This is a genomic window from Plantactinospora sp. KLBMP9567 (genome assembly GCF_033446045.1).
In the GTDB taxonomy this organism is placed as follows: Bacteria; Actinomycetota; Actinomycetes; order Mycobacteriales; family Micromonosporaceae; genus Plantactinospora.
Genome location: NZ_JAWQRR010000013.1, coordinates 135,711 through 162,111, shown reverse-complemented (window position 1 = coordinate 162,111; position 26,401 = coordinate 135,711). Strand labels below are relative to the sequence as shown.

Annotated in this window: 19 protein-coding genes; 8 read left to right on the top strand and 11 right to left on the bottom strand. The window is 70.0% G+C overall.

Annotated features, from left to right (window positions below; translation table 11 throughout):
• Positions 1 to 169: 169 nt before the first annotated feature.
• The 3 genes from R6Y94_RS10825 to R6Y94_RS10815 form a co-directional block, all read right to left on the bottom strand.
• Positions 170 to 1,336: a hypothetical protein gene (locus R6Y94_RS10825; protein WP_318395678.1), complete on the bottom strand. Its 1,167-nt coding sequence runs from the start codon at positions 1,334 to 1,336 to the stop codon at positions 170 to 172.
• A complete protein-coding gene (locus R6Y94_RS10820) occupies positions 1,243 to 2,259 on the bottom strand; it encodes a hypothetical protein (protein ID WP_318395677.1) in 1,017 nt (338 codons plus the stop codon). The genes R6Y94_RS10825 and R6Y94_RS10820 overlap by 94 nt, the downstream gene beginning before the upstream one ends.
• A gap of 68 nt (positions 2,260 to 2,327) precedes the next feature.
• Positions 2,328 to 2,669 carry an STAS domain-containing protein gene (locus R6Y94_RS10815; RefSeq protein ID WP_318395676.1) on the bottom strand — a complete coding sequence of 114 codons (342 nt, stop codon included), beginning with the start codon at positions 2,667 to 2,669 and terminating at the stop codon, positions 2,328 to 2,330.
• A 311-nt stretch (positions 2,670 to 2,980) separates the two neighbouring features.
• On the opposite strand from R6Y94_RS10815, the gene R6Y94_RS10810 reads away from it, so the two are divergent.
• Together R6Y94_RS10810 and R6Y94_RS10805 are read left to right on the top strand one after the other, a co-directional pair.
• Positions 2,981 to 3,259 (top strand): GlsB/YeaQ/YmgE family stress response membrane protein, encoded by a 279-nt coding sequence (locus R6Y94_RS10810; RefSeq protein WP_318395675.1) that lies wholly within the window; start codon positions 2,981 to 2,983, stop codon positions 3,257 to 3,259.
• Between the two features lie 598 nt (positions 3,260 to 3,857).
• Positions 3,858 to 4,166 (top strand): hypothetical protein, encoded by a 309-nt coding sequence (locus R6Y94_RS10805; RefSeq protein WP_318395674.1) that lies wholly within the window; start codon positions 3,858 to 3,860, stop codon positions 4,164 to 4,166.
• 133 nt (positions 4,167 to 4,299) lie between these two features.
• On the opposite strand, the gene R6Y94_RS10800 is transcribed toward R6Y94_RS10805, so the two are convergent.
• Positions 4,300 to 5,379, bottom strand: a complete 1,080-nt coding sequence (locus tag R6Y94_RS10800) for a glycoside hydrolase family 19 protein (RefSeq protein ID WP_318395673.1) — start codon at positions 5,377 to 5,379, stop codon at positions 4,300 to 4,302.
• 340 nt (positions 5,380 to 5,719) lie between these two features.
• Between R6Y94_RS10800 and R6Y94_RS10795 the strand changes: the two genes are divergently transcribed.
• Positions 5,720 to 7,045, top strand: a complete 1,326-nt coding sequence (locus R6Y94_RS10795) for an MFS transporter (protein ID WP_318395672.1) — start codon at positions 5,720 to 5,722, stop codon at positions 7,043 to 7,045.
• Between the two features lie 452 nt (positions 7,046 to 7,497).
• Positions 7,498 to 9,465 (top strand): ABC transporter ATP-binding protein, encoded by a 1,968-nt coding sequence (locus tag R6Y94_RS10790; protein WP_318395671.1) that lies wholly within the window; start codon positions 7,498 to 7,500, stop codon positions 9,463 to 9,465.
• Positions 9,466 to 10,451: 986 nt separating this feature from the next.
• On the opposite strand, the gene R6Y94_RS10785 is transcribed toward R6Y94_RS10790, so the two are convergent.
• Positions 10,452 to 11,456, bottom strand: coding sequence for an SDR family NAD(P)-dependent oxidoreductase (locus R6Y94_RS10785; RefSeq protein WP_318395670.1), 1,005 nt, complete (start codon positions 11,454 to 11,456; stop codon positions 10,452 to 10,454).
• A 222-nt stretch (positions 11,457 to 11,678) separates the two neighbouring features.
• The gene (locus R6Y94_RS10780; protein WP_318395669.1) at positions 11,679 to 12,518 is read right to left on the bottom strand and encodes an oxidoreductase; all 840 of its coding nucleotides are present in this window, start codon (positions 12,516 to 12,518) and stop codon (positions 11,679 to 11,681) included.
• A 121-nt stretch (positions 12,519 to 12,639) separates the two neighbouring features.
• Here R6Y94_RS10780 and R6Y94_RS10775 point away from each other — a divergent pair, with 121 nt between their 5' ends.
• Both R6Y94_RS10775 and R6Y94_RS10770 read left to right on the top strand, forming a co-directional pair.
• The gene (locus R6Y94_RS10775; RefSeq protein WP_318395668.1) at positions 12,640 to 13,542 is read left to right on the top strand and encodes a LysR family transcriptional regulator; all 903 of its coding nucleotides are present in this window, start codon (positions 12,640 to 12,642) and stop codon (positions 13,540 to 13,542) included.
• A 219-nt stretch (positions 13,543 to 13,761) separates the two neighbouring features.
• Complete coding sequence (locus tag R6Y94_RS10770; RefSeq protein ID WP_318395667.1) at positions 13,762 to 14,226, top strand: nuclear transport factor 2 family protein; 465 nt, start codon at positions 13,762 to 13,764, stop codon at positions 14,224 to 14,226.
• 462 nt (positions 14,227 to 14,688) lie between these two features.
• On the opposite strand, the gene R6Y94_RS10765 is transcribed toward R6Y94_RS10770, so the two are convergent.
• A complete protein-coding gene (locus R6Y94_RS10765; RefSeq protein ID WP_412102736.1) occupies positions 14,689 to 16,176 on the bottom strand; it encodes a chitinase in 1,488 nt (495 codons plus the stop codon).
• A gap of 679 nt (positions 16,177 to 16,855) precedes the next feature.
• Here R6Y94_RS10765 and R6Y94_RS10760 point away from each other — a divergent pair.
• Entirely contained in the window at positions 16,856 to 17,788 is a 933-nt protein-coding gene (locus R6Y94_RS10760) for a lysophospholipid acyltransferase family protein (protein ID WP_318395665.1), read from the top strand.
• A 103-nt stretch (positions 17,789 to 17,891) separates the two neighbouring features.
• On the opposite strand, the gene R6Y94_RS10755 is transcribed toward R6Y94_RS10760, so the two are convergent.
• A complete protein-coding gene (locus R6Y94_RS10755) occupies positions 17,892 to 18,749 on the bottom strand; it encodes a PHP-associated domain-containing protein (RefSeq protein WP_318395664.1) in 858 nt (285 codons plus the stop codon).
• A 225-nt stretch (positions 18,750 to 18,974) separates the two neighbouring features.
• On the opposite strand from R6Y94_RS10755, the gene R6Y94_RS10750 reads away from it, so the two are divergent.
• Positions 18,975 to 19,406, top strand: coding sequence for a cellulose binding domain-containing protein (locus R6Y94_RS10750; protein WP_318395663.1), 432 nt, complete (start codon positions 18,975 to 18,977; stop codon positions 19,404 to 19,406).
• Between the two features lie 163 nt (positions 19,407 to 19,569).
• Here R6Y94_RS10750 and R6Y94_RS10745 read toward each other — a convergent pair whose 3' ends face one another.
• From R6Y94_RS10745 to R6Y94_RS10735, 3 genes are all read right to left on the bottom strand, one after another.
• The gene (locus tag R6Y94_RS10745; protein WP_318395662.1) at positions 19,570 to 22,050 is read right to left on the bottom strand and encodes a M14 family zinc carboxypeptidase; all 2,481 of its coding nucleotides are present in this window, start codon (positions 22,048 to 22,050) and stop codon (positions 19,570 to 19,572) included.
• A 309-nt stretch (positions 22,051 to 22,359) separates the two neighbouring features.
• Positions 22,360 to 23,724 carry an acetamidase/formamidase family protein gene (locus R6Y94_RS10740; RefSeq protein WP_318395661.1) on the bottom strand — a complete coding sequence of 455 codons (1,365 nt, stop codon included), beginning with the start codon at positions 23,722 to 23,724 and terminating at the stop codon, positions 22,360 to 22,362.
• 196 nt (positions 23,725 to 23,920) lie between these two features.
• Positions 23,921 to 26,107 carry a hypothetical protein gene (locus tag R6Y94_RS10735; protein WP_318395660.1) on the bottom strand — a complete coding sequence of 729 codons (2,187 nt, stop codon included), beginning with the start codon at positions 26,105 to 26,107 and terminating at the stop codon, positions 23,921 to 23,923.
• Positions 26,108 to 26,401: the final 294 nt, after the last annotated feature.

The window sequence follows — 26,401 nt, the reverse complement described above, 5'->3', positions numbered from 1 at the left end:
GACCGCTCGGCGGCGCGCACCCTGATGGCCGACGGAAACCTCGTACGTCCTGAGCTGACCGGGCACGCCGCTGCCTGGCGAGGCAAACCCTACGATCGTTACGTTTGGATGTCTAGATGTTTCGTCGTGACAGCTCTAACTTTCCGATAGTTCGACGAAAGCGCTCGGGTCAGCCGTCGGTCACCACACCGGTCAACACCGTGCTCGGTACCGGCCCTTCCGGCATGTCGACGAAATGCAGCTCGACGAACTCGTCCGGTTCGGCCACCGAGTCGGTGATCGTCGGTACGGTGACCTCGCCAGTGGTCGCGTCCGGGTCGATGAACAGGTACGGCACCAACCAGGTCTGCGACAGCGGGCGTGACGGCTGCACCGGTTCCAGCGAGAGCAGGGTGAACCAGTCCGGGTCGACGTCCGTGGTGGACAGTTCCACGCCGCTGGCCGGAGCCTGCGGCAGGGTGTATGCGAAAATGCCCGTCTCGGTCGGCGCCGACGAGGAGAAGCGCCAGGTCAGCGCCTCGCCCTCGGCGGCGCGGGCGGAGGCGGACTCGATGGAGAGCGTCGGCTCAGGGTCGTCGTTGACGGTCGAGATTCCGCCGTAGTAGCTGCCGATCACGAAGCCCCGCTCCGCCTTGGCGGCCAGGGTCTGATTCTCGGTGTAGTTCCAGACCGAGTCACCGGTGACGTCGATCGGCACCCGGATGGTGCGCTGCCCGGGCTGGACGGTGACCAGCCACGAACGGCTCGTGAACGTCGTGTCGTTGGACTGGAACAGCCGCACCACGCCGCCGCCCTCTCCGGTGACGGTTACCGGGATCTCGTACGTCTTCGTGCCGGAGTCGCCCTCGGCGACCCGCAGGGTGCCGATGTCGAGCCGTGGCAGGCGTTCCGGGCGCGCCTGGGGTGTACCCGGCTTCCAGCCCCACGCGTCGAGCAGCCAGGCCCGGCCCGGCCCACCGCGCGGGGTGAGTTCGATGGCGGCCAGCCTCGCGGGTGCGTCCTTGAGCGGCACCCGCACCTCCTGACCCCAGTACGAGGTCGTGTCGTCGGTGCCGGGCAGACCGTCGATCCGGACCTCGCCCAGCCTGCTGCGGCGGCCGTCCGTGCCGACGACGGTGACGTCGAGCCGGGTACCGGTCGTGTTCGGTGGGACGATCACGCGCAGCGCCAGGTCGCGGGCACCGGCGACGGTGACCGGGCGGGCCGGAGCCAGCCGGATCGGGCTGCCGGCGGCGGACCAGCTCAGCGCTGCCGCGTACCGGCCGGGCTCGGGGACGGTCCAGAGGAACGGCACGAAGTGCGCCCGGAGGGCGTTCCGGTCCTCCGGGGGATACATGAACGCTCGGCGTCGTCGGTTACCTGGTCGCAGATCCGCGCGCCGCCGGACACCGTCATCGACGGGTCCGGGGTGAGCAGCCGGGTACGGTTGGCACCGAGTGCGTGGCTGAGCACCCGGGCCGGGTCGGCCGAGGGTGCCCGCACGCCGCTGCCGTCGAGCAGCGGTCGGACCCGGTCGTCGCCACCGACGAACAGCCGCGCGGCGGCGGCGATGTAGGTCGCGCCGACGGTCTGCTGCTGCGTGGCGGTGAGCCGGGTCCCAGCGCCGGGCGAACAGACCGGGTCGGGCTCGCCAACCGCACGGAAGTCGTCGATGGACGGTGCCACCAACTGCCCGGGCGTCCACTCGGTGTTGAAGAAGTTGTGGTTGGCGCCGACCACGTACAGCGCGCTGCGCAGCGCCCGGCTGCCGCCGACGTCCCGGGTCTCGTCCACGAACATCTGGCCCTGCAGGTCGGAGACGTCACCGTCGCAGCCGGGCAGGATGGTCACCGACGGGACGCTCGGCACCGGGTCGTGGCCGAAGATGGTGGGACCGATGAGCAGCAGTCCGCGTACGCTCCAGCGGACTTTGCCATGGTAACCGTCCTGTGCGGCGGGCGGCGGGGTGAGCGAGTCCATCGCCGCGCGGCTGACGCCCTCGCCGCCGCGGGAGTGGCCCACCAGGAACACCCGGGACAGGTCGGCGCGCGGCGCGGCGCGGACGATCGCCGGAGCACCGACGCGTCCGGCACCCGCCCAGTCGGCCCAGTTCGCCAGGTGCAGCCGGACCAGCGAGGAGCGTGCCTGCGCGCCGCCGTCCTCGGCGTCCCAGTCCTGTCCGTTGACACCGTTGGCCGAGATGGAGACGCTCAGGTAGCCCTGCGAGGCAAGCAGCCGCTGGGCCAGGGCGAGCGCGGCCGAGATCAGGAATCTACGCATGTGACTGTTTCCATCCCATGCGCGCAACGTCGCCGGGCAGCGGGTCAATCAACTCTTCCGGGCGGATGTCACCGGGTCTGCCGGAGTCGTTGCGGAGGGACCCCGGCGGCGGCGAGCCGGCTGGCTATGACCGTGGATCCGGTACAAAAGGAAACGATGACGTTGTCGTCGTCACCGACATGGCAGGCGGCGGCGAGCGTGCCGACTCCGATCGGGTCCAGGGCCGACACGTCGGACAGGTCCACCATCACACGCCACGGCCGGATCTTGCGGACCGCACGCACGAGAATGTGCCGCAGTTCGGCGGCGCAGTCGATCCCGACCGGCCCGTGCGGCTGCACGACGAGGGTGCCGTCCCCGACCGTCGACACCTCCACCAGGGTGTTGGGCACCGGACCGCCCTTCTTCACCACAGACTGTGTGATCGCCCACCCTATGAAGCCGAAAAGCAGGTGTCGAGAACGGTGCAAGGATTGCGCCTATATCGATATCGCAACGTGTCGCCAGGTGTTCTCGTGGCCGCCGGCTCCGGGCTGCTCCAGGCCGCCGGGGGTACCGGCGGTGTCCCGAGTCGCGGTGGCGACCGCGACCGCCGACCTTCGGAAAAGGCGTCCGGGGCGACGGGTGGCTCGCTGCCCGTCTACATATTGACGTCCGTTGAGAACCTGAGGATCCTCTTGGGGCATCCGTCCCTTCGAGAGAAGAAAGAGGCAGTACCCACATGAACTTCCTCTTCGCCGTCATCATCGGCGTCCTCATCGGCCTCATCGGCGGCTTCGCGCTGAAAGGCCGTCAGGCCAACGCCATCTGGCTGGCGCCCGTGCTCGCCGTGGCCGGCGCGCTGGTGGCCGCCGTACTCGCACTGCTCTTCGGCGACGACCGACAGTACGGGTGGAAGGAAATCACCCTGCAGATCGTGCTGGCGATCGCGGGCGTGGCGCTGACGTACCTGCTCGGCAACCGCAAGTCGCCCGGCAATCCGGCGACCTCCACCCAGTGAACCTTTTCAACCTCCCCTTGCGCTCCGTCGGAGCGCGAGGTCGGATGCGGTGTGTGAGCGCCGCGCGGTTCAGGTCGAAAGAGGTTCAGTAGTGCACGCCATCTGGTCAGCACCCTGTTGAGTTGCGGCGGTCCGGCCCGGGCCACGTCGGCGACCTCCCCTGGCCACGAGATCCGGGGCGCGGTCACCGACGACGGCCGGGCCGCCACCAGGCGCCGTGCCGCGCCCCGATCACCACCGATCGGCCGACGCCAAACCGCCCGACCGTCGCCGTACCCGGCGAGGTGCGGCGATTCGGTGCCCGTGGGCAGGAAAGGGGACAGTCCAATCGGCGCCCGGCCCCGGACCGCTCAGGCCCAAGTGATGATCGGAGGTCCGAGGGCGTCGCGGGTATCCGCTGCCATCCTGGACCGGTGGCACCACGCTCCGACTCTCCGGCCCAGCCCGCCCACCGCCTACACCGCGCCGCCGTCGGCCTGTCCCGGCAGCCGCACTACGGCACGACCGCAGGCCTTCGTAACCGGTCCGCCGGGCGGACACCCCACGCCGTACGCCGACCGGCCGACCCGCCGACTCCGGGCGCGGGCAGGGCCGGCTGATGCCCGACACCCCCGACCCGAAGCTCGTCGACCTGGCGATCGACTCGCAACAGGCCCTCGAAGAGCTGGCGCTCCACCTGCGCGGCGACGTGCGGGTAACCGAGCCGGCAGTCCTGCTCGCCATCCTGCAGCGGATCGGCTCGGGACTGGAGGAGTGCATGACGGAACTGGCCGGTGCCGCCGCCACCGCCGGACAGACCGGCCCGGCCGACGCGTTGCGTAAGGCCGTCGCACACCAGAACCGTGCCCTGACGTCGCTCAACGGCGCGGTCGCGACGATCCAACCACAGCCGAGAACGCGGATCTGAACCTCTGGGCCGGTCGACCGCGACCTGCGCCTCCCAGCCTGGCAGACCCGGGGTCGCCCGTCCCGGGCAACTGTCCGGGACCGGTCGGGCCTCGTCGCCCGCGCGGCGACGGGTGACGAGGCCCAGCCGCGGATCAACAGTGGAGGTTGGCTCCGGCCGGTACGCCGAGGATGCCGACGAACTGCTGGTACCTGGTGACGCGGCTCTGCACCTGGGCGGGGTTCCCACCGTTGCATTCGATCGAGCCGTTGATGCTGCGGATGGTTTCGCCGAACCCGGCGCCGGTGACCATCGCGTTGTGGGCGGTCATGCTGCCCGGCCCGTTCTGGGTCATCCAGTACCAGATCGCGGTCTTCCAGGCCACCGCGGCGTCGTTCTGCACGAGCCAGGGGTTCGTCAGCAGGGGTAGGCCGAGGGCGTTCCCGGCGGCGTTGTAGTTGAAGTTCCAGCTCAACTGGATCGGCCCCCGCCCGTAGTAGGCGGCCTGCCCGGCCGGGCAGCCGTAGGGTTGGCCGGGGTCGCAGTAGTGCGGGTAGTTCGCGGTGTTCTGCTCCACGATGTGGACGAGCCCACCGGTCTCGTGGTGCACGTTCGCCAGAAAGGCCGCCGCCTCCTGGCGCTGGACGGTGGCGCTGCCGGTCTTGGTGAACGCCGGGTAGGCGCTGAGGGCGGCGACGAGTCCGGAGTACGTGTAGAAGGAATTGCGGCTCGGGAACATCTGGTTGAACTGCGCCTCGCCGACCACGAAGCCGCCCGGGCCGGTGGGGGGCGGAGTGGTCGGCGGTTGGCCGCCGCAGGTGTACGGCTCCCAGTACCAGGTGCTGACAACGGGGTCGTAGCCGGGGTTGTCGTGCTCGGCGACGTAGTACAGGCCGTTGGTGTACCGCACGATGCTGCCGGCGGCGTACCAGGTGCCGGCGACCCAGTTCGGGTAGTCGCAGCTTCCTCCTGGTGGCGGCGTGGTGCCGCCGTCACAGGCGCCGAGGTCCTGCCAGACGCCGGTGGTGCCCGGCGGCGCCTCGTTCTGGGTCCACCATTTCGCCTGGTAGTTACGCCCGCCGCGGGAGACCTGGTCGCCGCCCCAGTAGACGGCCGAGGACTGCCACGGCGCGGCGCAGGCCGCCGCCGACGCCGGGGTCGACGGGATGATCGCCATGAGTCCACTCGCGGCAACCAGCGTCGCGAGCGCGACCAGGGCGCGCAGTCTCGACATGTGGTCACTCCTTCCCTGGGATACCTCGGGCCGATGGCTGGCCGCACATCGATGGAGGTGACCGTAACACGATCTGTTCGTAAACCTTACTAATCTTTTTGTTCACGATCCTTACTGTTGCAGAGCGCCGAGACGGGGCCGGACCTCGCGGGTCGGATCCATTGTCCACATTCGATAGGGTCGCTACGCCGGACCTCCACGAGATCCACTCTGCACACCAGGAGCGTGCACGCGCAGTCGCATCACCACCCTGTCGACCCCCTGCGGGGTTACGGTGCCCGCCGGGTGACCGGGAAACCCGATCGACACCTGCAGCACCGGTCGTGCAGCATCACGCCTCGTGAAACGCCTGCTCCGCCGGATGGCGCTCGACGTCACGCCGCTACGCACGTCGCGGGACTTTCGGCTCCTGTTCGCGGCGAGCGGGGTGTCCGGGTTCGGGTCGTTCATAACGTACGTCACCATCCCCTTCCAGGTGTACGCACTGACCGACGACCCGCTCCTGGTCGGTCTGCTCGGCGTGTGCGAACTCGTACCCCTGCTGGTGATGGCCTTCGTCGGCGGCGCCCTGGCCGACTACCTCGACCGGCGCGCGCTGGTGCTGGGCGCCGAGGTCGCGTTCACCGCACTCTGCGGCGTGCTGCTGGTCAACTCGCTCTTCGACCGCCCGCACCTCTGGCTGCTCTACGTCATCGCCGCGCTCACCGCCGCGATCGACGGCATCCAGCGGCCGGCGCTCGAAGGACTCACTCCGCGCGTCGTCACGCTGGACGAGATCCCGGCGGCCAGCGCGCTGAACTCCCTGCGGATGCAGATCGCGCAACTCGGCGGCCCGGCCGTCGCCGGCCTGCTGATCGCGTCGGTCGGCATGCCCTGGGTCTACGCGGTCGACCTCGGCACGTTCGCCTTCGCGCTGATCTGCCTGTATCTGGTCAGGGCCGTGCCGCCTCCGCCGGCCGCCGAGCGCCCCTCGCTGCGCTCGGTGCTGACCGGCCTGCGCTACGCGCGAAGTCGGCCCGAACTGCTCGGTACCTACCTCGTGGACATCAACGCGATGTTCTTCGGGATGCCGCAGGCGCTCTACCCCTTCATGGCGAGCAAGCTCGGCGGCCCCGCAGTGCTCGGCCTGCTCTACGCGGCACCCGCCGCCGGCTCGCTGCTCGCGACGGTGACCTCTGGTTGGACCGGGCGGGTGCACCGGCACGGGCTGATGGTCGTGATCGCCGCCGGGCTGTGGGGCGTGGGGATCATAGGCTTCGGCCTGACCGACTGGCTCTGGCTGGCGCTCGTCTTCCTCGCGTTCGCCGGCGCGGCCGACATGGTCTCGGGCATCTTCCGGATGACCATCTGGAACCAGACCATCCCCGATCACCTGCGTGGCCGGCTGGCCGGCATCGAGATGATCTCGTACGCCACCGGGCCACTGCTCGGCCAGCTCCGCTCCGGCGTCGCCGCCCGTTTCATGGGCATCGGCGGGTCGATCGTCTCCGGTGGCGTGCTCTGTGTGGTCGGCACGCTGGCGCTGGCGGCGGCCCTACCGGCGTTCATCCGCTACGACGGTCGGGACGGGCTCGCCAGGAAGCGGGCCACCGACGAGGAGTGGGCGGCCCGGGCAGCATCGACGGTCGCCGCAGACGCCACCCCGACGCCCACGCGGTCCGGGTAGCACCGGGACGCCGGGCAACCGACGGCGACCGCAGGGGCCGCGCGGTGTCAAAGATCTGTCGGAGTTGGTGTTCGCGTCTACCGAAAATTTCCGCGCCCGGCGCTGCGGGCGTGTCGGGAGGAGGCCGTCCTACGGTCCATCCATGCCCTCCGGTCGCCTCGACTTCACCATCACCCTGCCCGGCAAGCGGCTGACGGCCGGGCTGCCGCTAACCGACCCCAGCAGCGGGTACGACTCGGTTTCTCCCCGGGGCGGCCGCTCACCGTGTCCGGGGTACCGGGCCGCTCCGCCACCCCGAGGGCGTCCCCCGGGCGCCTGACGCCGAACCATCGCTGACGCCGCACACACCTCGCACGCACCGGCCACGTCGTCGGCAGGGGACCACCCATTCGCCGCCCCGCGCGGCCGGAAGCACCGGAACCGCAGCCAGTTCATGATCCGGAGGTACCCCCATGCCCACAACCGACCACCGCTCACCCGCCCCGCCCGGCCCGGCCAAGACGGATTCGGTGCTGCCGGAACTGCGGGAGATGTGGTGGGAGACCGGAGTGCGGGCGCGGGCGCAGGCGGGCCTGTTCGCCGTCTTCGCCGAGCTGCCCCGCCTGGTCTGGGCCGCGCTCGTGGTGAGCTGGCGTGCCGACCGGGTCCGGACGTCGGTGGTGGCGGCGACGACGGTGACCGCGGGGGTGATGTCGGCGTTCGGGCTTCTCGCCGCGCAGCGGGTGCTGGTGGAGCTGTTCGCGGGCGGACCCACCGGCGACAAGGTGATCGCCGCACTGCCCGCGCTGGTCGCCCTGGCCGCGGTGACCGGGCTACGGGCAGGGATGGTCACCGCAACGGGGTACGCGCAGAACGGACTCGCCCCGAAGGTGGACCGCGAGGTGGAGCGGGGCCTGTTCGAGGTGACCACCGCCGTACGGCTGGAGGCGTTCGACGCCGACGCGTTCGCCGACGACATGGAACGCGCCTCCCGTGGCGCGGACTCCACCACCGACCTCGTGCAGTCGTCGATGAACCTGCTCGCCGGGCTCGCCGGGCTGCTCGCCGTGGCGGTTGCCGTCGTCGTGGTCCACCCGTTACTGCTGGTGGCGCTGCTGGTCGCGACGGTACCCAACGCGTGGGCGTCACTGCGGGCCGGTCACCTGCGCTACCAGACCTACGCGGCCGGCTCGGTCCGCCGTCGCCGGCTGTGGCTGCTGCACCGCCTGATGGCCGAGCGGGCCTCGGCGCCGGAGCTGCGCTCGTACGGGCTGCGCCGGTTCCTGCTCGACCAGTACGACCGGGTGATGGGCGTGGAGACCGCGATCCAGCTCGCCCTGGCCCGGCGGGTCACCACGACCACCACCGTCGGGGCGATGGTCGGCGGTGTGGCCACGGCCGCGGTCTACGCCCTGCTCGGGCTGCTGCTCGTCGACGGGCAGATCCCGCTCGCCGCCGCGGCGACCTGCGTGATCGCCGTGCAGTCCGCGCAGCGCTCCCTGTCCGTGGTCACGTTCCAGGTCGACCGCGTGTACACCGAGGGCCAGCACTTCCGCGACTACACCGGCTTCATGGCGCGCGCCGCCGACTACCTCCCGCCCAAGGCCGTGGTGGCCCTGCACGCCGCAGCCGGCGGTCGGCTACGTGAGATCGCGGTCGAGGCGGTCAGCCTGCGATACCCCGAGCGGGACAAGTCGGCGGTGGACGGCGTGACCCTCACGATCGACTCGGGACAGACGGTGGCGTTCGTCGGGGAGAACGGCTCCGGCAAGTCGACCCTCGCCGCCATGATCGCCACCCTGCGCACGCCCACCGGCGGGACCATCCGCTACAACGGCCGGCCCCTGCCGGACTGGGACGTGGACATGCTGCGGTCCCGGATCGCGGTGGTCACGCAGGACTACCACAAGTGGCCGTTCACCGCCGCCACGAACATCGCCATCGGCGACATCTCCAGCGATCCCGACCAGGACAGAATCGGGACCGCCGCCGCCCGCGCCGTCGCCCACGACATGATCCGCGAGCTGCCGCACGGGTACGACACGCTGCTCGACCGCACCTTTGCCAACGGGCAGGACCTCTCCGGCGGGCAGTGGCAGCGCATCACCGCCGCCCGCGGCTTCCTGCGCGACGCCGACCTGCTCATCATGGACGAACCGTCCTCGGCCCTCGACCCCCGTGCCGAAGACGCGCTGTTCCAGGCGATCCGGGACCGGCAGGGCCGGGCCACCACGATCCTCATCACCCACCGGCTGGCCAACGTGCGGCACGCCGATCGCGTCTACGTCCTGCACCACGGCCGGCTGGTCGAGGCCGGCACCCACGACGAGCTGATCGCCGCCGCCGGCCGCTACGCCGAGCTGTTCACCCTCCAGGCCGCCGGCTACGACACCAGCGCACCCACCGTGGCGGTACTGCCCCGGCAGACCGCGTCCGCGTGAGGGTACGCCGGCACGGACCCGGTCATTCCCGCCGGCACAGCGGATATTGGGAGAGTCGGATATCAGAAGGTGCGCAATGCTGCAGCCCTCGGCGTACATGCCCAACCTGCACGGGTAGGTCCAGACGAACGCGCACAGCGTCGCGCAGACGACGGGACCACCGGGTGCACGTCCGCATCTACCTCCGCTAGCCGACCAGCGGACTCAGCGAGACTCGCGGGAACGGGTCGACGACAGTCGTAACGAGCCGTCACCAGCGACTCGGCATCGACCACGTGGCGCATCCGCTTCTAGCCGAATACAGTGCACCCGATCCTGGCCGGCGGGAAGCCGGTCCGGGGAAGCCCTGTGTCACCGCCAGCCTCACCCCGTCGGGCAGGCGGACCAGTGCCGGCCGATATAACAGCCGATCGTTGACGGTGGCATCTGCTGACGCATTGACGGCAGGTAAGGCTGAACACCAGGGGGATCCTTGAGGCCGACGAGCGGAGTGCGGCGCCGCTGAACCGGGCACTGTGGCGATCACCGGCAGGCCGAGCCGGTGATCGGCCGGCACGGACCGACAAGGGGTATCGCTGATCTCGCCAGCGATGACGGGCGCTGGGAAGAAGTCGTATAACGGGTCTGGCGGGTCGATGTCGTCGAAATGGTCCTCGGCCGGCCGGCAGCCCGTTGGCGTCCATCCACTCCTGCTCGAACGCCAGCGGCTCGCCGGTGCGACCCTCGGCGTCATTGAGGTCGAAAGGTGCGCACGGTCGCGCCGTCCCGGGCGACCAGCCACGTCGACCCGCCGTCCCGTTCGCCGTTGTGGAACGCGTGGGCCTCGCCGAACTCGGCGCTCAACCGCTCGACGGTGGCGCGGGCGATGAACGCAGTTTCGGACGAGGCGCCACTATTGAACTTTTTTCAACCTGGACCGCGCAGCGCTCACGCACTGCGTCCGACCTTGCGGTCCGCCCGGACCGCAAGGGGAGGTTGAAGAAGATTCATTGGATCTTGCTATTGGTCAGCCGTTCACTCAGGTTCCACAGGCGGTCGGCGAGTTGCGGGGCGACGGCGTAGGACCTTACCCCGACGGCTGTTTCCACCCGACCCGTCATCACGTCGATGGTTTCCTCGTGCGAGGTGAGTAGCGGGGAGATCTCGTTGTTCTCGCAGTAGACGCCGCCCATGCCGTCGAGCTGCGGGGCGGTGGCGCACCAGACGATGGTCGACGCCCCCTGTTCGGCGGTCTTACGGCCCGACTCCGGGTCGATGACGCGGTTGCCGTGCTCATCGACGAGGTCATTCGTCCGCAGGTACTCCGGTGTGGTCCACGGGCTGAGGTTCGTGCCGATGATGAGGCCCGGGTGCAGGGAGAAGCCGCGGATGTCATCGGCCTCGCCGCGCTGGTCCAGCCCGACCGTGAACAGGATGTTGGCGGTTTTTGACTGGCCGTAGCCCAGCCAGCCGTCGTACTCGCGTCGTTCGAAGTTCGGGTCGTCGAAGACCACGGGCGAGAGGTTGTGCGCCCAGGCCGAGACCGTGACCACCCGCGCGCCCGGGGCCCGGCGCAGGGCGGGCCAGAGCCGTGTGGCCAGTTGGAAATGTCCCAGGTGGTTCGTCGCGAACTGCGCCTCGTACCCGCGGGCGTCCCGGGTCAGCGGCACGTTCTGGATCCCCGCGCTGTTGACGAGGATGTGCAGCGGCCGTCCGGTGGCGAGGAACCTATCGGCGAACGCGTCAATCGAGGCGCGATCCATCAGGTCCAACTGGTCGATTTCGACGCCGTCGATCCCCGCAAGCATGTCGCGGGCACGGTCCGGGGACCGCACAGGGACAACAACGGTGGCGCCGGCAGAGCGCAGGGCGCGGGTGGTCTCCAGGCCGAGGCCGGAGTGGCCGCCCGTGACGATCGCGGTTCTGCCCGAGAGGTCGATCCCCTCGATGACCTCCCCGGCGGTGGACGCGGCGCCGAAGCCGGAACCGATCGGTCGTTGTGGACTGGGCATGTCAAATTTCTCCTTGGGTTTCCGGCCGGCGGGCGGTGGCCATCACCCGGTCGCCGGCCACCGCCAGTTCCCGAGCGAAGCCGGAGGAGAACCGGTGATCAGCCAGGCCCGCTCCTGCATGTCGTTCTGCCACCCGGGCGAAGAGACCGGCTCCGGCCGCCATCGGACGTTGTTCAGAGACGCCACCACGTAACTCCGATCACCGAGAGACGGTTGCAGACGTCACGACATCGTCGTCGAGCGGCTGAGCGTCTCCCAAGTGACCATGTCGGCCAGCAGGGACTCGTGGTGGGCACGCAGCGCATCGACCGCGTCGCTGCCGAGTACGAGGCGGAGCGGCGGGTTCTCGGCGTCGAGCACCTTGATGATGGCCGCGGCGGCCTTTGCGGGGTCACCCGGTTCGTTGCCCGCGAACCCCGCGACCATCTGCCGGAGACCTCCCGAGCTCGCCTGGTAGGCCGGGTTCTCGGGGGCCAGAACCATATTGCTGGTGATCTTGGTACGGAACATGCCCGGTTCCACCAGCAGCACCCGAACGCCCAGGGGTGCCAGTTCACTCGACAGCGCCTCGCTGAAAGCCTCGAGCGCGTGCTTCGCGGCGTCGTAGCCGGCCAGCCCCGGGTAGGTCATCCGGCCGCCTAGGGAGCTCATCTGCACGATCGTCCCGCTGCCCTGCTCGCGCATGAGGGGGACAACCGCCTTGGTGACCTCCGCGGCGCCGAAGAAATTGACCTCCATCAGCGAGCGCAGCTGCGCCATCGAGGTTTCCTCGACGGCCCCGATCATGGTGAACCCGGCGTTGTTCACCAGGACGTCGATGCGACCGAACACAGCCAGCGTCGCCTTTACCGCCGCCTGGACAGATGCCGGGTCCGTAACGTCCAGTGCCGCTGTGCTGACCCGGTCACCGCCGATCTCCGGAAGGTCGGCGAGCGTCTCCGGACGGCGTGCGGTGGCCATGACCTGGTCGCCGGCTGCCAGCGCGGCCAGCGCGACCTCCCGGCCGAACCCGGTCGAGCAGCCCGTGATCAACCAGACGCGGCCCTGCGTTGAGTTCGTCATTCCCATGCCCTTCAACGGGGTGTTTGCCGATTACGTGTTCGTCGTGAACACGAACGATGCTGCCGGCGGGCGGTTGGCTACGGCCAACACCGGTTACCTGGCACGGCGGTAGGCTCAGCCTGTGACCCCTGAACTTCGGCAGCTCAGGTACTTCGTCGCCGTCGCCGAGGAGTCAAGCTTCACCCAGGCCGCCACCCGACTCATGATCACGCAACAGTCCCTGTCGCAGCAGATCAACGCACTGGAACGGATCCTCGGCGCGAAACTGTTCGACCGGGACAGTCGGGGCACCAAACTGACCGATACCGGGGCATTGTTCCTGCCCGAGGCACGCGCGGTGCTGAACCGCGCCGACGAGGCCGTCGCCGTGGTCCGACGGGCCGTCCGCGGTGAGACCGGCCAGCTCCGCCTGGCCTTCCTGGCCAGCACGGCGAATCACCTGCTCCCACCGGTGGTCCGGGCCGCCCGGGAACGTCTCCCCCACCTGCAACTCACCACCGAAGAGACCACAATCGGGCCGCTGGTCGACGGCCTGTTCGACGGCCGGTACGACCTCGCGTTCACCCGCCCACCGCAGGTCCCCGGCCTTGCCGCCCGCACCGTGACCACCGAACAGGTGTGCGTCGTCCTGCCCCAGGGGCACCCCCTCGCCGACCGCACCGAGCTGACCCTGTCTGAACTGGCGAACGAACGTTGGGTGATGACCCCGCGCAGTTCCTGGGAACCCTGGCACCAGACGTTCGACGAGAACTTCCGCGCCGCCGGGTTCACCCCCGACGTCGTCGCCCGGGACGCCAGTGTTCAAGGGCTACTCGGGCTCGTCGCGGCCGGCGTCGGGATCACCCGACTCGGCTGGTCGGCGCACAACCTGCGCCGTACCGGCGTGGTGTTCATACCGCTCGCCGGGGAGGTCATGGCAACCGAGATGGTCTGGCAGCCCCACAACACCTCGCCCGCGCTGCGCCGAATTCTGAACATGGTGACCGACCTGGCCGCCACCACGGACCTCACCACCACGGGCTGACCACCCACCGATCACCCGGATCGCAGTTCCGATCACCAGCCCCACATACCCCTGCCCTGGCTCGGCGGCAGGGCTTCCTGGCACCGAAAGCCACGGGCCACAGGCTGCGACTGCCGCCGTGCCAGGCAATCGGTGTTGGCCGGACTGGGCCGGCCCGGGTCAGTATCGTCGGTGACAATGCACCACGGGCTATCGTCCCGCTGAGCACAAGGAACCACCATGAGTGATCGCAATCCGTTACCTGAGCAGGTCGCCGATAGGCTGGCGATCCGCGAACTGGTCGACACGTACGCCCACCTGGCCGACCTACGCGACCCCCAGGGACAAGCGGCACTCTTCACCGACGACGCCCGCGTCGCGGTGTACGACGGCGAGCCCGACACGACCGAGCCGGCGCAGGTCCTCACCGGTCGAAACGAACTGGCCACCGCCTTCGCCTCGCTGCGAAACTACGACAGGACGACCCACTTCAACGGTCAGAGCACGGTGACCATCGACGGCGACGACGCCACCGGAGAAACCTACTGTCTCGCGCACCACCTCTGGACTGAAGAGGGACAGCGCATCCTCATGGTCATGTCGATCCGCTACCACGACACCTTCGTCCGGCAGAGCGGTCGATGGTTCTTCGCCGAGCGCCGGCTCATCACCGACTGGGTCGACCGCCGGCCCTCGACCGCCTGAAAATCCCAGTGTCAGCACAAGCCTTCCCACGATGCCTGCGGCCAGATCCGGCAGGCACCCGTTCGGCAGGCTCAGATCAGCGACCTCCAGCTTCGGATGCGACGGCCGCCGATCTGCCGCCGTCACGCTTCGTGACCAGACTCGGTGGTGACGGACGTCCGGAACTGCCGCGATCCGGTTCCTGAGGCATCCACTAGGCGGTGACCGAATGTAGTGGGTTGGGTCGGCATCAGTGGCGTAGACGGCAGCCGCAGGGCGGTGGGCATCAATCCCGTTGCCCGCACCAACGTCATGACCATGTGCGTGACTGTTCGCCCAGCTCAAGGCCCTCAATGACACCTAGGGCGGTGGGTAAGCTGGAGCAGGACCACCTCCGCCGAGTCCTGCTCGGAGAACGCGAGGTCGATCTCGACTCGATCCTGAACGGCGACGACCGGCGGCCTGCCGCTGAACGGGAACGGGTCAGGAAAGGGAGTTGAGAAACGGCTCGTGGGCGTTCCGGAACTCCCAGCCGTAGTAGCGGTCCCAGTTGATCGACCAGGTCATCAGGCCCCGGAGGTTCGGATTGGTGCCGCTGCGCGGGATGTAGCCGCCGCAGGAGGTGCCACGTACCAGGCAGGTGACCGCCTGCTGCACGCCGGCCGGGGCCACGTAGCCGTTGCCGGCGCTGGTGGCGGCGGGCGTACCGAATGCGACCTGGTCCTCGCGTAGCGGCGGGAAGACGTTGGCGGCGTTCCCGGCGACCGGGAAGCCGGCGAGCAGCATGTCGGTCATGGCGATGTGGAAGTCCGCGCCGCCCATGGTGTGGTACTGGTTGTCCAGTCCCATGATCGGTCCGGAGTTGTAGTCCTGCACGTGCAGCACCGTGATGTCGTTGCGCAGGGCGTGGATCACCGGCAGATACGACCCGGCGCGCGGGTCCTGCCCGCCCCAGGGACCGGAGCCGTAGTACTGGTAGCCGAGCTGCACGAAGAAGGTCTCCGGCGCCATGCTGAGGACGAAGCCGGCGCCGTAGCGCTGCTTGAGGGCCCGGATCGCCGAGATCAGGTTCACGACCACCGGGGTGGTCGGGTTCCGGAAATCGGTGTCGCCGGTGTTCAGCGACAGGGAGTGGCCCTCGAAGTCGATGTCCAGCCCGTCGAGCCCGTACCGGTCGATGATGGCGCTGACCGAGCTGACGAACCGGTCCCGGGCCGCCGTGGTCGTCAACTGCACCTGGCCGTTCTGCCCACCGATCGAGATGAGCACCTTCTTGCCCTGCTGCTGCTTGCCCCGGATCGCGGCGATGAACGCCGCCTCGGTCTCGACGCCGGGGCATTCGCCGGCCGGGCAGAGCTGGAAGCGGATGTCGCCGGAGGTCACCGAGGTCGGTTCCCCGAAGGCGAGGTTGATGATGTCCCAGTCGGCGGGCACGTCCGCCATCCGGAGGTATCCGGAGCCGTTGGCGAAGCTGGCGTGCAGGTATCCGATCAGTGCCCGTTTCGGCAGCCCACCGGTGGGTGGGGTGGTGGGCGGCGGCGTGGTGGGCGGCGGCGTGGTCGCCGGCGGGGTGGTCGTGGGTGGCGTGCCGGTGCCCCCGCAGGAGGCTCCGTTGAGGGTGCAGTTGGTCGGGGTGCCGGCACCGGTCACGACGAAGCCGAACGACGCGGAGGCGCCGGGAGCGAGAGCGCCGTTCCAGGATCGGTTGGTGAAGGTGTACCGCTGGCCGGAGGAGGTCAGCAGGGCGTCCCAGTAGGTGCCGACGACGCTGCCGGCCGGCAGGTCGAACGCGACAGACCACGAGGTCAGCGTGCTGGTGCCGCCGTTGCTGACGGTGTACTTCCCCTCCCAGCCGGCCCCCCAGTCGGAGGTCTTGGCGAAGGTGGCGGTGGGTCCGGCGGCAAACGCGGGCAGCGCGACGGCCACGGCGCCGCTGGTCGCCAGTACCGCGGCGACGGCGGTTAGCAGCAGTGTTCTGGAGCGTCTCATGGGGTCCTCCGGAGGCGTCACTCGGCATACCCGACCATCGACAGGATGGTTAATTATTAGGACTATTAACAGTTCCTGTCCAGACCCCGGCGGCAAACCCGTGCTGCCGCGCCGAAGGTACCGTCGACGCAGACAATCAGTTGAGGACGAGCGGAGGTTTCCCGGCCAGCTCGCCCAGCTCGGCGTCTTCCGCGCCGGTGGGGGACGCCGGCCGGTGCCGACCAGCAGCGCGTCCTCGTCCGAGAACGCTGCGGGAAACGCGCTACCGGCTATTTTTCCAGCCTCGCACGACCGGGCGAGACCCTCGGCGGGCGGCTTCCTCGGATACTCGACGTGCGCGATCAGATCGAGGTGGTGCAACGGGATTGTCGAAAGCTCCACCTACGCCCCGTCCCGCACCAGGCGGCCTTCACTTCCGCCGTGCCGGAGGCGGCCGCCGACCGCCCCCCGGCGAGGCCCAGCCGAGCCGGGGCGGACGGTCCCACCGCCGTGACACGGCCGCGCCGCGACGACAGCACTCGACGGTGCCGTGCCCTGGCCGACAGGGCCGGCGGCGAATGAGCGAGGTTCACCACCGAGCCACACAGATTTCAGGCATCCACACTGTCTGCTTCGCCATTCGTCTTTGATGATGGTATTCCGGACGTAGGGAGGCCGCACGGTGTCATCCGTATACTGGCTCGCGCGCTCGGGAATTGCCGTCGTGGGTAGGACGCCGCACCGTGTGAGGAACGGACTTGCCGCAACCGTCACCTCGGCGAGCTACCTGGGATGGCGCTCCAAGCGCCTGGTGACGCAGGAAAACATGGCAAAGGTCCTCGGTCTGCCCACGTCCGATCCTCGGGTCAGGCGGGCCGCGCTGAGTTCCTGGAGCAACTACGGCCGGACCGCGGCATCACTGATCTGCCTGCCCTATCTCGACATGCTCGACATCGACGCCCGCACCCAGGATCTGACCCAGGGCATGACCTGGACGGAGTGCGTCCGATCGGCGATGGCGCCCGGGAAGGGGGTGATCATCACTACCGGTCATTTCGGGAGTTGGGACCTTGCCGGCGCCATCGCCGCGCGCCACGTCCCGCTCTCCGCCATCGCGGACACATTCAAGGATCCGCGACTGAACAACCTCCTTCAGGGACACCGGAAGGAGAAGAGCGTCGACATCATCCCGGTGTCAAGTGCCGTCCGCCGGGTGATGCAGGAACTCGTCGCGAGCAGAGCGGTGGCGATCGTCATTGACCGGCCGGTGCCCAGAGAACGGGGCGTGGAGGTGACCTTCTTCGGGCACAAGACCTACGTGCCCGTCGGGTCGGCGGCCCTGTCGGTGAGATCGGGGGCGCCGATCATGCCCGGCTACGTCTGGTACGCACCGAACAACCGCTACTACATCCGGGCGTTCCCGCCGATGTTCCCGAACGCCGCGAGTAGCCACACCGAACGGAAGCGGGAGATACGGCGCCTGGCGCAGTACATGTTCGCGTGTCAGGAGGAGGTGGTACGGCAGTGCCCGACGCAGTGGTTCATGTTCCGCCGATTCTGGCCCGCCGAGGCAGAGGCACCGGGAGCGGAGGCCACGGAGGCGATGGCCGCGTAGCCGCACACACCGCTCGGCGAGGCATCTCCGAACGCCATGCGGCACGGCTGCGGTGTGAGGCGTTTCCGACGCAGGGACTTGGCAGGGCCCGTGATCGCCGCGATCAGCCCTCGGCTGCCCGGCGCTCGGCCCGGGACTCGCGGCGGCGACGGACCATCCGGCGCGGAGGGTCGACGAACCAGCTCCAGGCACATTGTGCGACGTAGGCGGCGGGGTTGAGCCGGGCCGGTGGCTGCTCCTGCCCACCGGCCCGCACTCTGCGGTCGAGGACGGCTCGGCGCAGGTCGTCCGGCGTGGTTCCGGGAAAGCGCGTGTAGGCGGCACCGATGTGCTGCCAGAAGTGCGCGTCGCTCGCACCGATCTCGGCCAGGCCCCACTCCTCGTTGGCCGAACGCACGGCGGCGCGTCGGGTCGAGTTGGCAGGGCTCGGGTTGTAAACCTCGATCCCATCGATTTCGTATCCCGCGCTGAGCAGTGCGTCGATCCTCCGACGGCTCAGGCTCGGCACCAGGTTCCCGAGGGGGTGCGGCACGACCACCAGCCCGCCCTGCTCCTTGATGGCGTCGATGCTCTCCTGAACCGGGCGTAGCGGCTTGGGTGCCTTCGTGACGAAGAGACCGAGAAGATGGCCGTGACGTGTCGAAACCTCGACTCCGGTGATCATCCGCACCGGGGAGTCCTGTTCGGCCAGCAGCTCCTCGACCCGCCGCGCACCCTCGACATGGTCGTGATCGGTGACCGCGATCAGTGTCAGTTGCCGGAGAGCCGCGGTCTGGATCAACCGCGCCGGGCTGATCCAGCCGTCGCCCAGGTTGGTGTGCAGGTGAATGTCGGCCCGCCCTTGACCGGTAGCCGGCAGCGTGCTGTCCACTCCGGGCTCGCTGCTCCTCTGGTCGTGCACGTCACGATCGTAGGCGTACCGCCGCTCGGACCGGGCCACCGCCGAGGTCGTGCACGTCACGATCGTAGGCGTACCGCCGCTCGGACCGGGCCGCCGCCGGAAGCGTGCACCGATCTCGGAGCCGGCGGTCGGTGCCGGGCGCCGCCGTGCCGGGACGGACAGGTTTCCGACATCGGTCGACCTTGGCGAGTCGGCGCTATCGCGGGCGGTCATCTGTCGCTCATCATGGATGTCCGGGTGTCGGGGGCACCCCGTCGCCGGCAGTAGCCGAGAGCGAGGACCGTCATGCGCAATCGTCCGTCCGGAGTGGCCCGTTGGCTCCGTATCCTGCTCGTGCCCGCCCTCGCCGCCGTCCTGACCGCCGCCTCCGGCACGGTCGGGTACGCGGCGGCGGAGCCGGCACCCGCCTGTGGCGTGCGGTACCAGGTCAGCGGAGCGTTCCCGCCGGCCATGCAGGCTCAACTGATCATCAGCAACCTCGGCCAGGCCCAGATCAACGGGTGGACGCTGCGGTTTTCCTTCCCCGACAAGCAGCCGCTGTACTTCTTCGGAGCGGAGCTGGTCAGCCGGGATGCGGACATCGTCACCACCCGGGACCTCGGGTACAACGCCGTGGTCCCGCCGAACGGCAGCGTGACGATCGGCTATCTCACCATCATCCCCGCGCCGACCCCGACCAACTTCGCGGTGAACGGCGCACCCTGCCAGGCCGGGTAGCGTCCGTTCGGCGGACGACCCCGCGACAACGACGATCCCGCGACAACGGAGTACCGGACGGACCGCCGGACCTCCCGGGCGGACCGGGCCCGACACCGTGACCAACCACTGCCTCGTCAGTGCGGCCGAACCGCACTGACGAGGCAGTCGGTCAGCTGGGGCGCTATCTCTTGACGATCCTGATCGTCGCCGTCCGGTACTTGTCGCGCCGCTCGTTCTTCGTCGGGTCGTAGTTGTTCTCGATGTTGCCGGCGGCGTCGACCGAGAACCACCGGAACGTCGTCGTCTCGGTCACCTGGAACACCTGCCCCGGCTCGCGGAACTCGGTCGCCTCGTAGCGCGGCGAGGCCAGGGTGGGCCGGCTGCCGTCCGTCGTGTAGTAGATGGTGGCTGGCTCGTTGGTCTCGAAGCGGACGTCGACGGAGCCGTAGTACTTTCCGCCGCCAGGCAGCAGCCGGGACGTCGGGTCCTTCTTGTCCCTGCCCCACTCCGCAGCGATCCGGAACATCTCCATGATCCCGTTGGCGTACTCCATCGTCTCGGCGTGGCCGCTGACCAGCGTCGGATCACCCACCCACGGCGGCTGGAAGGAGCCGCCCTGCCAGGTGCCGGTGGCCGGGTTGTAGATCGAGCCGCCGACCTCCCAGCCGAAGGCGTAGATCCCGTAGGTGTGGTACAGGTCCTCGCGCACGTTGCCGGCCGAGGAGTAGAGGACGTCCGACGAACCGCCGACGTTCTCCGGCGTGACCACGGTCTCCCGGTGCGCCTTGACCTGTGACAGGATCCGGGAAGCCGACTGCCAGTAGAACGCCTCGTCACCCAGCGGCGGGCGCGGCGTGGTGATGCGGCCGTCCGCGATGTAGGCGCCGGGCTGCCAGAAGAGCTGGCCGCCGTTGGAGTGCACCGACATCATGAACTTGATGTTCGAGTACTTCTCGACCAGCCAGATGATGTTCTTCGCCTCGGGCTCGGACAGCTCCTCCGGTCCCTGGTAGGTGTTGCTGACGCAGTCGGTCGACCCACCCGCGTAGCCGTCGTGGCCGGACCCGACCCGGTAGTTGCGGTTCAGGTCGACGCCCCAGGCGTTACGCCGGGCCGGGTCCGCGTTCTGGTCCGGGCAGTGGTTGGTCATGTTCCGCCGCTGCGACGCGAAGTTGTAGAAGCTGTAGTTCGCGCCGTCCGGGTTGTTGGAGAGGATGAGGAAGATGTCGGTGTCGTTGACGATCTTCTTCGTCTCCCGGTCGGTCCGGTAGTTGTGCACCAGCCGCTCGGCCGTCTCCAGCGTGGTCGTCGCGGGTACCCACTCACGGGCGTGGTCCTGCGCCTGGATCAGCACACCCGGCTTCTTGCCGTCGCGGTGCTTGCCGATCCGCAGGACCGGGATCGTGGCCGGGCCGCGGGGCACCTCACCCTCCGGTGCACCGACACGCTTCTGGTCGAGGAAGTCGGTCAGCGCGACCGGACCGGCCGTCGGGGCCACGATGCCGGTGCCGGCGTTCGTCCGGTACGGGTGCGCCCGGTCGATGAGGCCCTGCGATCCCGTCTCCAGGGCCGCGGCCACCTGCGCGGCGGTGCTCGCGAGCCCGCCCGAGGCGTCCTTGCCGAGGAGGACCCGGACCGCCTTGCCGGCGACCTCGACGGCGAGCGGCAGGTTCGCCCCCGGACGGTCCACGAACTCGACGGTGATGTCGTTGCCGCCCTCGTGGCCCCACGCCGCCGAACTGACGACGACCGCCTCCTGCCCGGTACCGCCGATGGTGGCCTGCGCCTTCCGCTGGTAGCCGTTCGTCTTGTTCGGCAGATAGACGATCTCGGCGATGTCCGGGTACTGCCGGGCGATCTCCTCGGCGCGGCGGTAGAGCTGCTGCGGGTGCCGGTAGCCGTCCACGAAGTCCGACTTGTAGCCCGGGTTCGCCGTCAGTGGCGGCGGAGCGTCCTCAAGCCAGTTGGAGACGAGACCGGTCGTGACGCCGCCGGTCGAACTGGTCACCCGGATCTGCTTCGGGCGCGCGTCGAGCTTGAACAGGTTCCGATGGAACATGTACTGCCCGGAGTCGACGAACCGGCTCATCGTCCGAGCGAAGCCGAACGGGGTGCCCCGACCCGAGTCGTTCTCGAGCTGCATCGCGACGACCGGGTCGGACTGCTGCCCTTCGGTGGTCCGTGCCTCGACGTAGAGGAAGCCCTGGCCCTTGGTGGTGAACCAGTCGGCGCGGACGACCCGTACCGTCTCTTCGTGGTTGACCGGCTGGACGGCCCTCGCGCCGAGGGCCTGGAGGCCGCCGTCGGCCTCGTCGCTCCACGCGAAGCTCTCGCCGTTGCCGAGGATGGTGACGCCCATTGCCCTGAGTTCGGCGACCTGTCCGGCGGTCAACACCGCCTCGCCCTCGATGCCGGCCGGCACGCGTCGAAGCCCGTGCTCAAGGTCGAAGCCGGCGGCGACCACCTTGTCCAGCATGTCGGCGCCGGTGAGCTGGATGCGCACCAGGCGTACCGACTCCTGGCCCTCAAGCGGGGATCGCCCGGGACCGCCCGCGGCTGCGGACTTCGCCGGATCCGCGCCTGCCGGCGCCGTCGCCATGAGGACTGTCCCGAGCAGGGCGGGCAACACGAGCAGCGCGATGCGCAGTCGTCTGCGTCGCATGCTCCCTCCTTCTGTTTGCGGCCTGTGGTTGACGCCGGGCCCGCCCCAGGTCGGGGCGGCCCGATCCGTTCAGCACGGTCGTGCTGAGCTCGCCCGCGGTGAGCCGTGGTACGACGCGGTTGCCGACCTGAAGAGCATGGCGCGGCCGGTGAGCGGGCTGGGTGCGGTGAGCGTATGCGCATTTTTCGCATCGACGGGTGGCGCAAACCGGATCTTGAGCATTACTTGAGCTTGTCGTCCCACTGTGGCAACACAGAGTAATGACAGTCCCGTCTGCACCTCTCCGCCGTCACCACGACCGGTGCCGGATCAGCGGCGGCCCTTGAAGACGCTCTTCGGGATGTAGCCGGTCACGACCTGGGTGCGGTCGACCACCTCGGCGTTGTGGTAGTTCACCGCGATGGAGGCGAACGAGTACGCCTTCGGGACGGTCAGGCCCTGGGTGGTGACTAGGAAGTCCACGGTCTTCTCGACCGCGATCCGCATCGCCCGGTCGAGGTCCCAGTGGATGCCCATCATCATCCAGTGGTCGTCGGTCTCGGCCCACGGCAGTTCGGTCGCCACGTTCTTGACCAGGGTGATCCGGAACGTACCGGAGAGCGAGTGCTCGACGGCGGTGCCGCTGACCTCGCCGTCGCCCTGGCAGCTGTGCGGGTCACCGATGAAAATCTGCGCCCCGGGCTGGAAGACCGGCAGATAGAGCGTGGTCCCGACGTTGAGGTCGCGGACGTCCATGTTGCCGCCGAACTTGCCCGGCGGCGTGGAGTTCTGCACGCCGGTGGCCGGCGGCGGGGCGTCCTCGGTGTTGCCGATGAACTCGCCGGTCGGCGAGGCGACCGCGATGATCCCCATGAACTTCCTCGTCGGGATGATGATGTCGTCGGAGAAGAAGACGACCTCCCTACCCCGGTACATGCCGGTGCGGTAGAGGTGGGTGCGCACGTCGGGCCAGACGCCAGCCGGCAGGCCGGGCGGTATCTCGGCCGGTATGTCGAGGCCCTGGTCGCCCTCCCGCCAGCCCGGATAGAAGGTCGCCATGACTCCGCCGGTCGGAGCGGTGTTGTTGAAGCCGTACGGCACCCGGGTGTCGATGTCGAGGATGTCGACCGCGATGGTGTCGCCCGGCTCGGCGCCCCTGACGTAGATCGGGCCGGTCAGCACGTGCCCGCCGTACTGCCGGCCGGTGGCCTGCCGCTCCGGCAGGGTCTCCCAGAACGCCAGCCCGTCGGAGAGGATCTCGTCCGGCTTGACTCCGAAGGCACCGAAATAGTCGCGCGGGTCCACGGCGGGGTTGGTGAACCCCTGGTGGGAGAGGGTGTCGACCCGGACGGTCTCGCCCGACCTCATGGTGAGACCCGGCTCCCAGCCGATCGGGAAGCCGCCCCAGTGCAAGGTGTCCGGGGTGGACCTGAGGTGGTGGTTCCACTTGGGCCGCTGCGGACCGCCCCGGCCGCCGCCACGGCCGGCGGGCGACGCCTGGGCGGCGGCCGGGACGCCGGCCGCGACCGTCGCGGCCAGACCGGCGGCCAGCAGGCTGCGCCGACTCGCCGAACTCCAGTGGTTGGTGGACATGCTCGACTCCCGTCCCTGAACCTGCTCAACCTGGGCCGCGGCGGTCAGGTTCGGCGCCGCACCTGCGGCCACACCGACCGCACCGGAGATTGAGAGGTCCACTGGCAAGGCACCACGGGCCCGACCGGAGCCGCTCCCGGGTGCTCGGATCCGCCCTCTCGATCATGGAGGGTCGGTACACCGTCGCCGTCCGGTGTTTCCACCGCGTGACGGTCGTGCAAATCCGGTGCTTCCGCTCGGTACCACTGGCCTGTGCACTCCTGGCGGATCAGGGCCGATGCCCGGTCCACCGCCGGCGTCAGGCGCCGGCCTGCGACGAGCCTTCGATGACCTTCACGGCGCGGCGGACGGCACGCCGGCACTCCTCGTCGAGCCGGCCGACATTGTCCTCGGCGCCGTAGGAGACCAGGGTGTCGTCCCGGTCGGCCAGGCTGCGCAGCGTCGGCAGCGCCGCCGCCGCGTCCGGTCCGAACGCGGCGAGCAGGTCGAGGGCCTGCACCAGGTCCCGCTGGCCGGGCCGGTCGCTGAGGACGGCCAGCGTCGGCTCGACCAGCACCTCCGCCTCGCCGGTGTGCCGCCAGAGTGCCCGGACGGTCGCTACCCGGGCGCCGCGCCGGACGGCCGGGTCGGCGAGCAGGGCGCGTAGGGTGTCGACCCCGGCGGGGTCGCCCAACTCGGCGGCGAGGTCGGCGGCCTCGCCCCGGGCCTCGGGCCAGCCGTCCCGCATCACGGCGCTGGCCAGCGGGAGTGCGCTGTCGGGTTCCCCGGTCCACCGCCACAGCAGCCGGGCGAGCGCGACCTGCCCACTCTGGCCGGTCAGGCTGCTGGCCGGCTCGGCGGCGGCGACGGCGGCGAGCCGGGTCAGGAGGCGTTGGGTCGGCTCGCCGACCTCGGCGAGCAGGCCGACGGCCCGCCCGACCCAGCCATCGGTCTCGACCTCGTGCACGGCGGTGTCGAGCGCGGGTTCGGGATCGTCGGCCAGCCGCCACACCGCCCGGGCGGCGGTGAGCCGGGCCGGGCCGTCGCCGCGGACCGCATGGTCGCGCAGCACCGGCACGGCCGGCGCGGCGGCGGCGCCGACCACGGCGAGCGCCTCCGCGACCTCGGCCACCGACTGTCCGGCACGGAGCAGGACGGTCAACTCGGGTACGGCGGGCGCGGCGGCCGGGCCCCAGCCGGCGAGGAGTCGCACCAGCCCGACACGTTCGGCGGCGTGCGAGACCGGCCAGGCGGCGTCGGACAGCCGGCCGAGGTGCGCGGCCGGGTCGAACGGCACGTCGGCGGTCAACCGCGCCAGCCGGTGGCGGACCGCGTCGAGCAGGCCCGGATCCGCCGGTACGCCGGCCGGGACGAGCGCGGTCACCGCGTCGGGACCGGCGGTGCCGGCAGCGAGCCTGGCCGGCAACCGATGGGCGTACCGTGGATCGCCGATCTCGACCAGGGCGGCGAGCGCCTGACCGGCTGCGAGGTCGTCGTCCCGCTCGACCAACGCGGCCAGCGCGTCGGCGGCGACGGCGGTGGCGTCGCCGGCCCGGCGGAGTCCCCAGACCGCCGCCTCCCGGACCGCGGAGGCGGGGTCGTCGAGTACGGTCGCCAGCACCTGCGCCATCGGCCGACGCACCGACCGGTACCGGCCGACAAGCCCTCCGCCGCAGCGGGCCGCCTTCTCTCGTACCGCCGGATCGGCTGAGGCGAGCAGTGCGGTGACCACGGCAGCCTGGTCGGCGGGGACGAGATGGTCGAGCAGGTCCTCGATCGGATCCCAGTTCCACAGGTACGGGCCGATCTCGACGCCGTAATCGTGCTCGTCGCGGTCGAGCCAGGGGTCCCCGCCGGCCCAGCCCGCCCGTACGGCCGCGACCGCCACGTCGCCGGGCCACGGTGCCGGCGCGCGGGCCACGGCCAGTGCCGCCGCGGCGCGTACGGTAGCCGGCCCGTCCCCGGCGAACGCCTCGGCGAGCAGGGTGGTGGCCGGGTCGAGGGCGGCCGCCGCGATGACCAGCGCCCCCCGTGCGTGGGCGTCGGTCTCGACCGGCCAGCGGCCGTGCAGGGCCGGCAGGATGTCGCCGGCCCGCTCCGGGCACTGCCCGAGCGCGTAGGCGGCGGCCAGCCGGGTCCACGGTTCGGCGGCGGCCAGCAGTGGAAGCAGCCGGTCGACCTGGGCGGTGACCGTGGCGCGGAGTGCGGCCAGCACCGGATTGTCCGGGTCGACGATGTCGGCCATGTCGCCGAGCAGGTGTGCGATGCCGCCCGGGTCCGTGGTGGCCGGCTCGTCCAGCAGCGCGGCGAGGAACGGCACCGCCGGGGCGGTCGCCGAACACACGTTGCCCTGGTGCAGGATGCGGGCGCGCAGTTCGTACAGCGACTGGAGCGCGTCCTCCTCGTCCGGACCGGCGACCCTGCGGATCAGGTCGGGCACGTCGCCGGCGGGGCCGTACGCGTGCGTCAGCTCAGTCCACGACACCCGGTCGAGCTCGTCCAGCACGGGGCGACGGTACACACCCTCGGCGTCCCGTGTCGCCGGCCTCCCGTCGTCCCCTCCGCCCCGGCGCTCTGCCCCCACCGCGAAGATCGCCAAGACCGGATCATCGGTAGGCTTGGCGGGATTACCGTGGTGCGCCTGGAATCCAGCGCCAAGGAGGCCCCGCCGTTCCCACAAGGGACAGCGGGGCTGACGCGGGACCCGGCCTCCGGGCCGGACCGGATCCGCTCCCCGGCGCCCACGGGACGGCAGCCCTCCTCGTCCTCTCCGGAGGCCGCGACGGGCACTGCCACCACC

Bases quoted from the DNA above. Each gene is read 5' to 3' on its own strand.
- R6Y94_RS10825 (WP_318395678.1), bottom strand. From the start codon at position 1,336: ATGTATCCCCCGGAGGACCGGAACGCCCTCCGGGCGCACTTCGTGCCG.
- R6Y94_RS10820 (WP_318395677.1), bottom strand. From the start codon at position 2,259: ATGCGTAGATTCCTGATCTCGGCCGCGCTCGCCCTGGCCCAGCGGCTG.
- R6Y94_RS10810 (WP_318395675.1), top strand. From the start codon at position 2,981: ATGAACTTCCTCTTCGCCGTCATCATCGGCGTCCTCATCGGCCTCATC.
- R6Y94_RS10805 (WP_318395674.1), top strand. From the start codon at position 3,858: ATGCCCGACACCCCCGACCCGAAGCTCGTCGACCTGGCGATCGACTCG.
- R6Y94_RS10800 (WP_318395673.1), bottom strand. From the start codon at position 5,379: ATGTCGAGACTGCGCGCCCTGGTCGCGCTCGCGACGCTGGTTGCCGCG.
- R6Y94_RS10790 (WP_318395671.1), top strand. From the start codon at position 7,498: ATGCCCACAACCGACCACCGCTCACCCGCCCCGCCCGGCCCGGCCAAG.
- R6Y94_RS10785 (WP_318395670.1), bottom strand. From the start codon at position 11,456: ATGCCCAGTCCACAACGACCGATCGGTTCCGGCTTCGGCGCCGCGTCC.
- R6Y94_RS10780 (WP_318395669.1), bottom strand. From the start codon at position 12,518: ATGACGAACTCAACGCAGGGCCGCGTCTGGTTGATCACGGGCTGCTCG.
- R6Y94_RS10770 (WP_318395667.1), top strand. From the start codon at position 13,762: ATGAGTGATCGCAATCCGTTACCTGAGCAGGTCGCCGATAGGCTGGCG.
- R6Y94_RS10750 (WP_318395663.1), top strand. From the start codon at position 18,975: ATGCGCAATCGTCCGTCCGGAGTGGCCCGTTGGCTCCGTATCCTGCTC.
- R6Y94_RS10745 (WP_318395662.1), bottom strand. From the start codon at position 22,050: ATGCGACGCAGACGACTGCGCATCGCGCTGCTCGTGTTGCCCGCCCTG.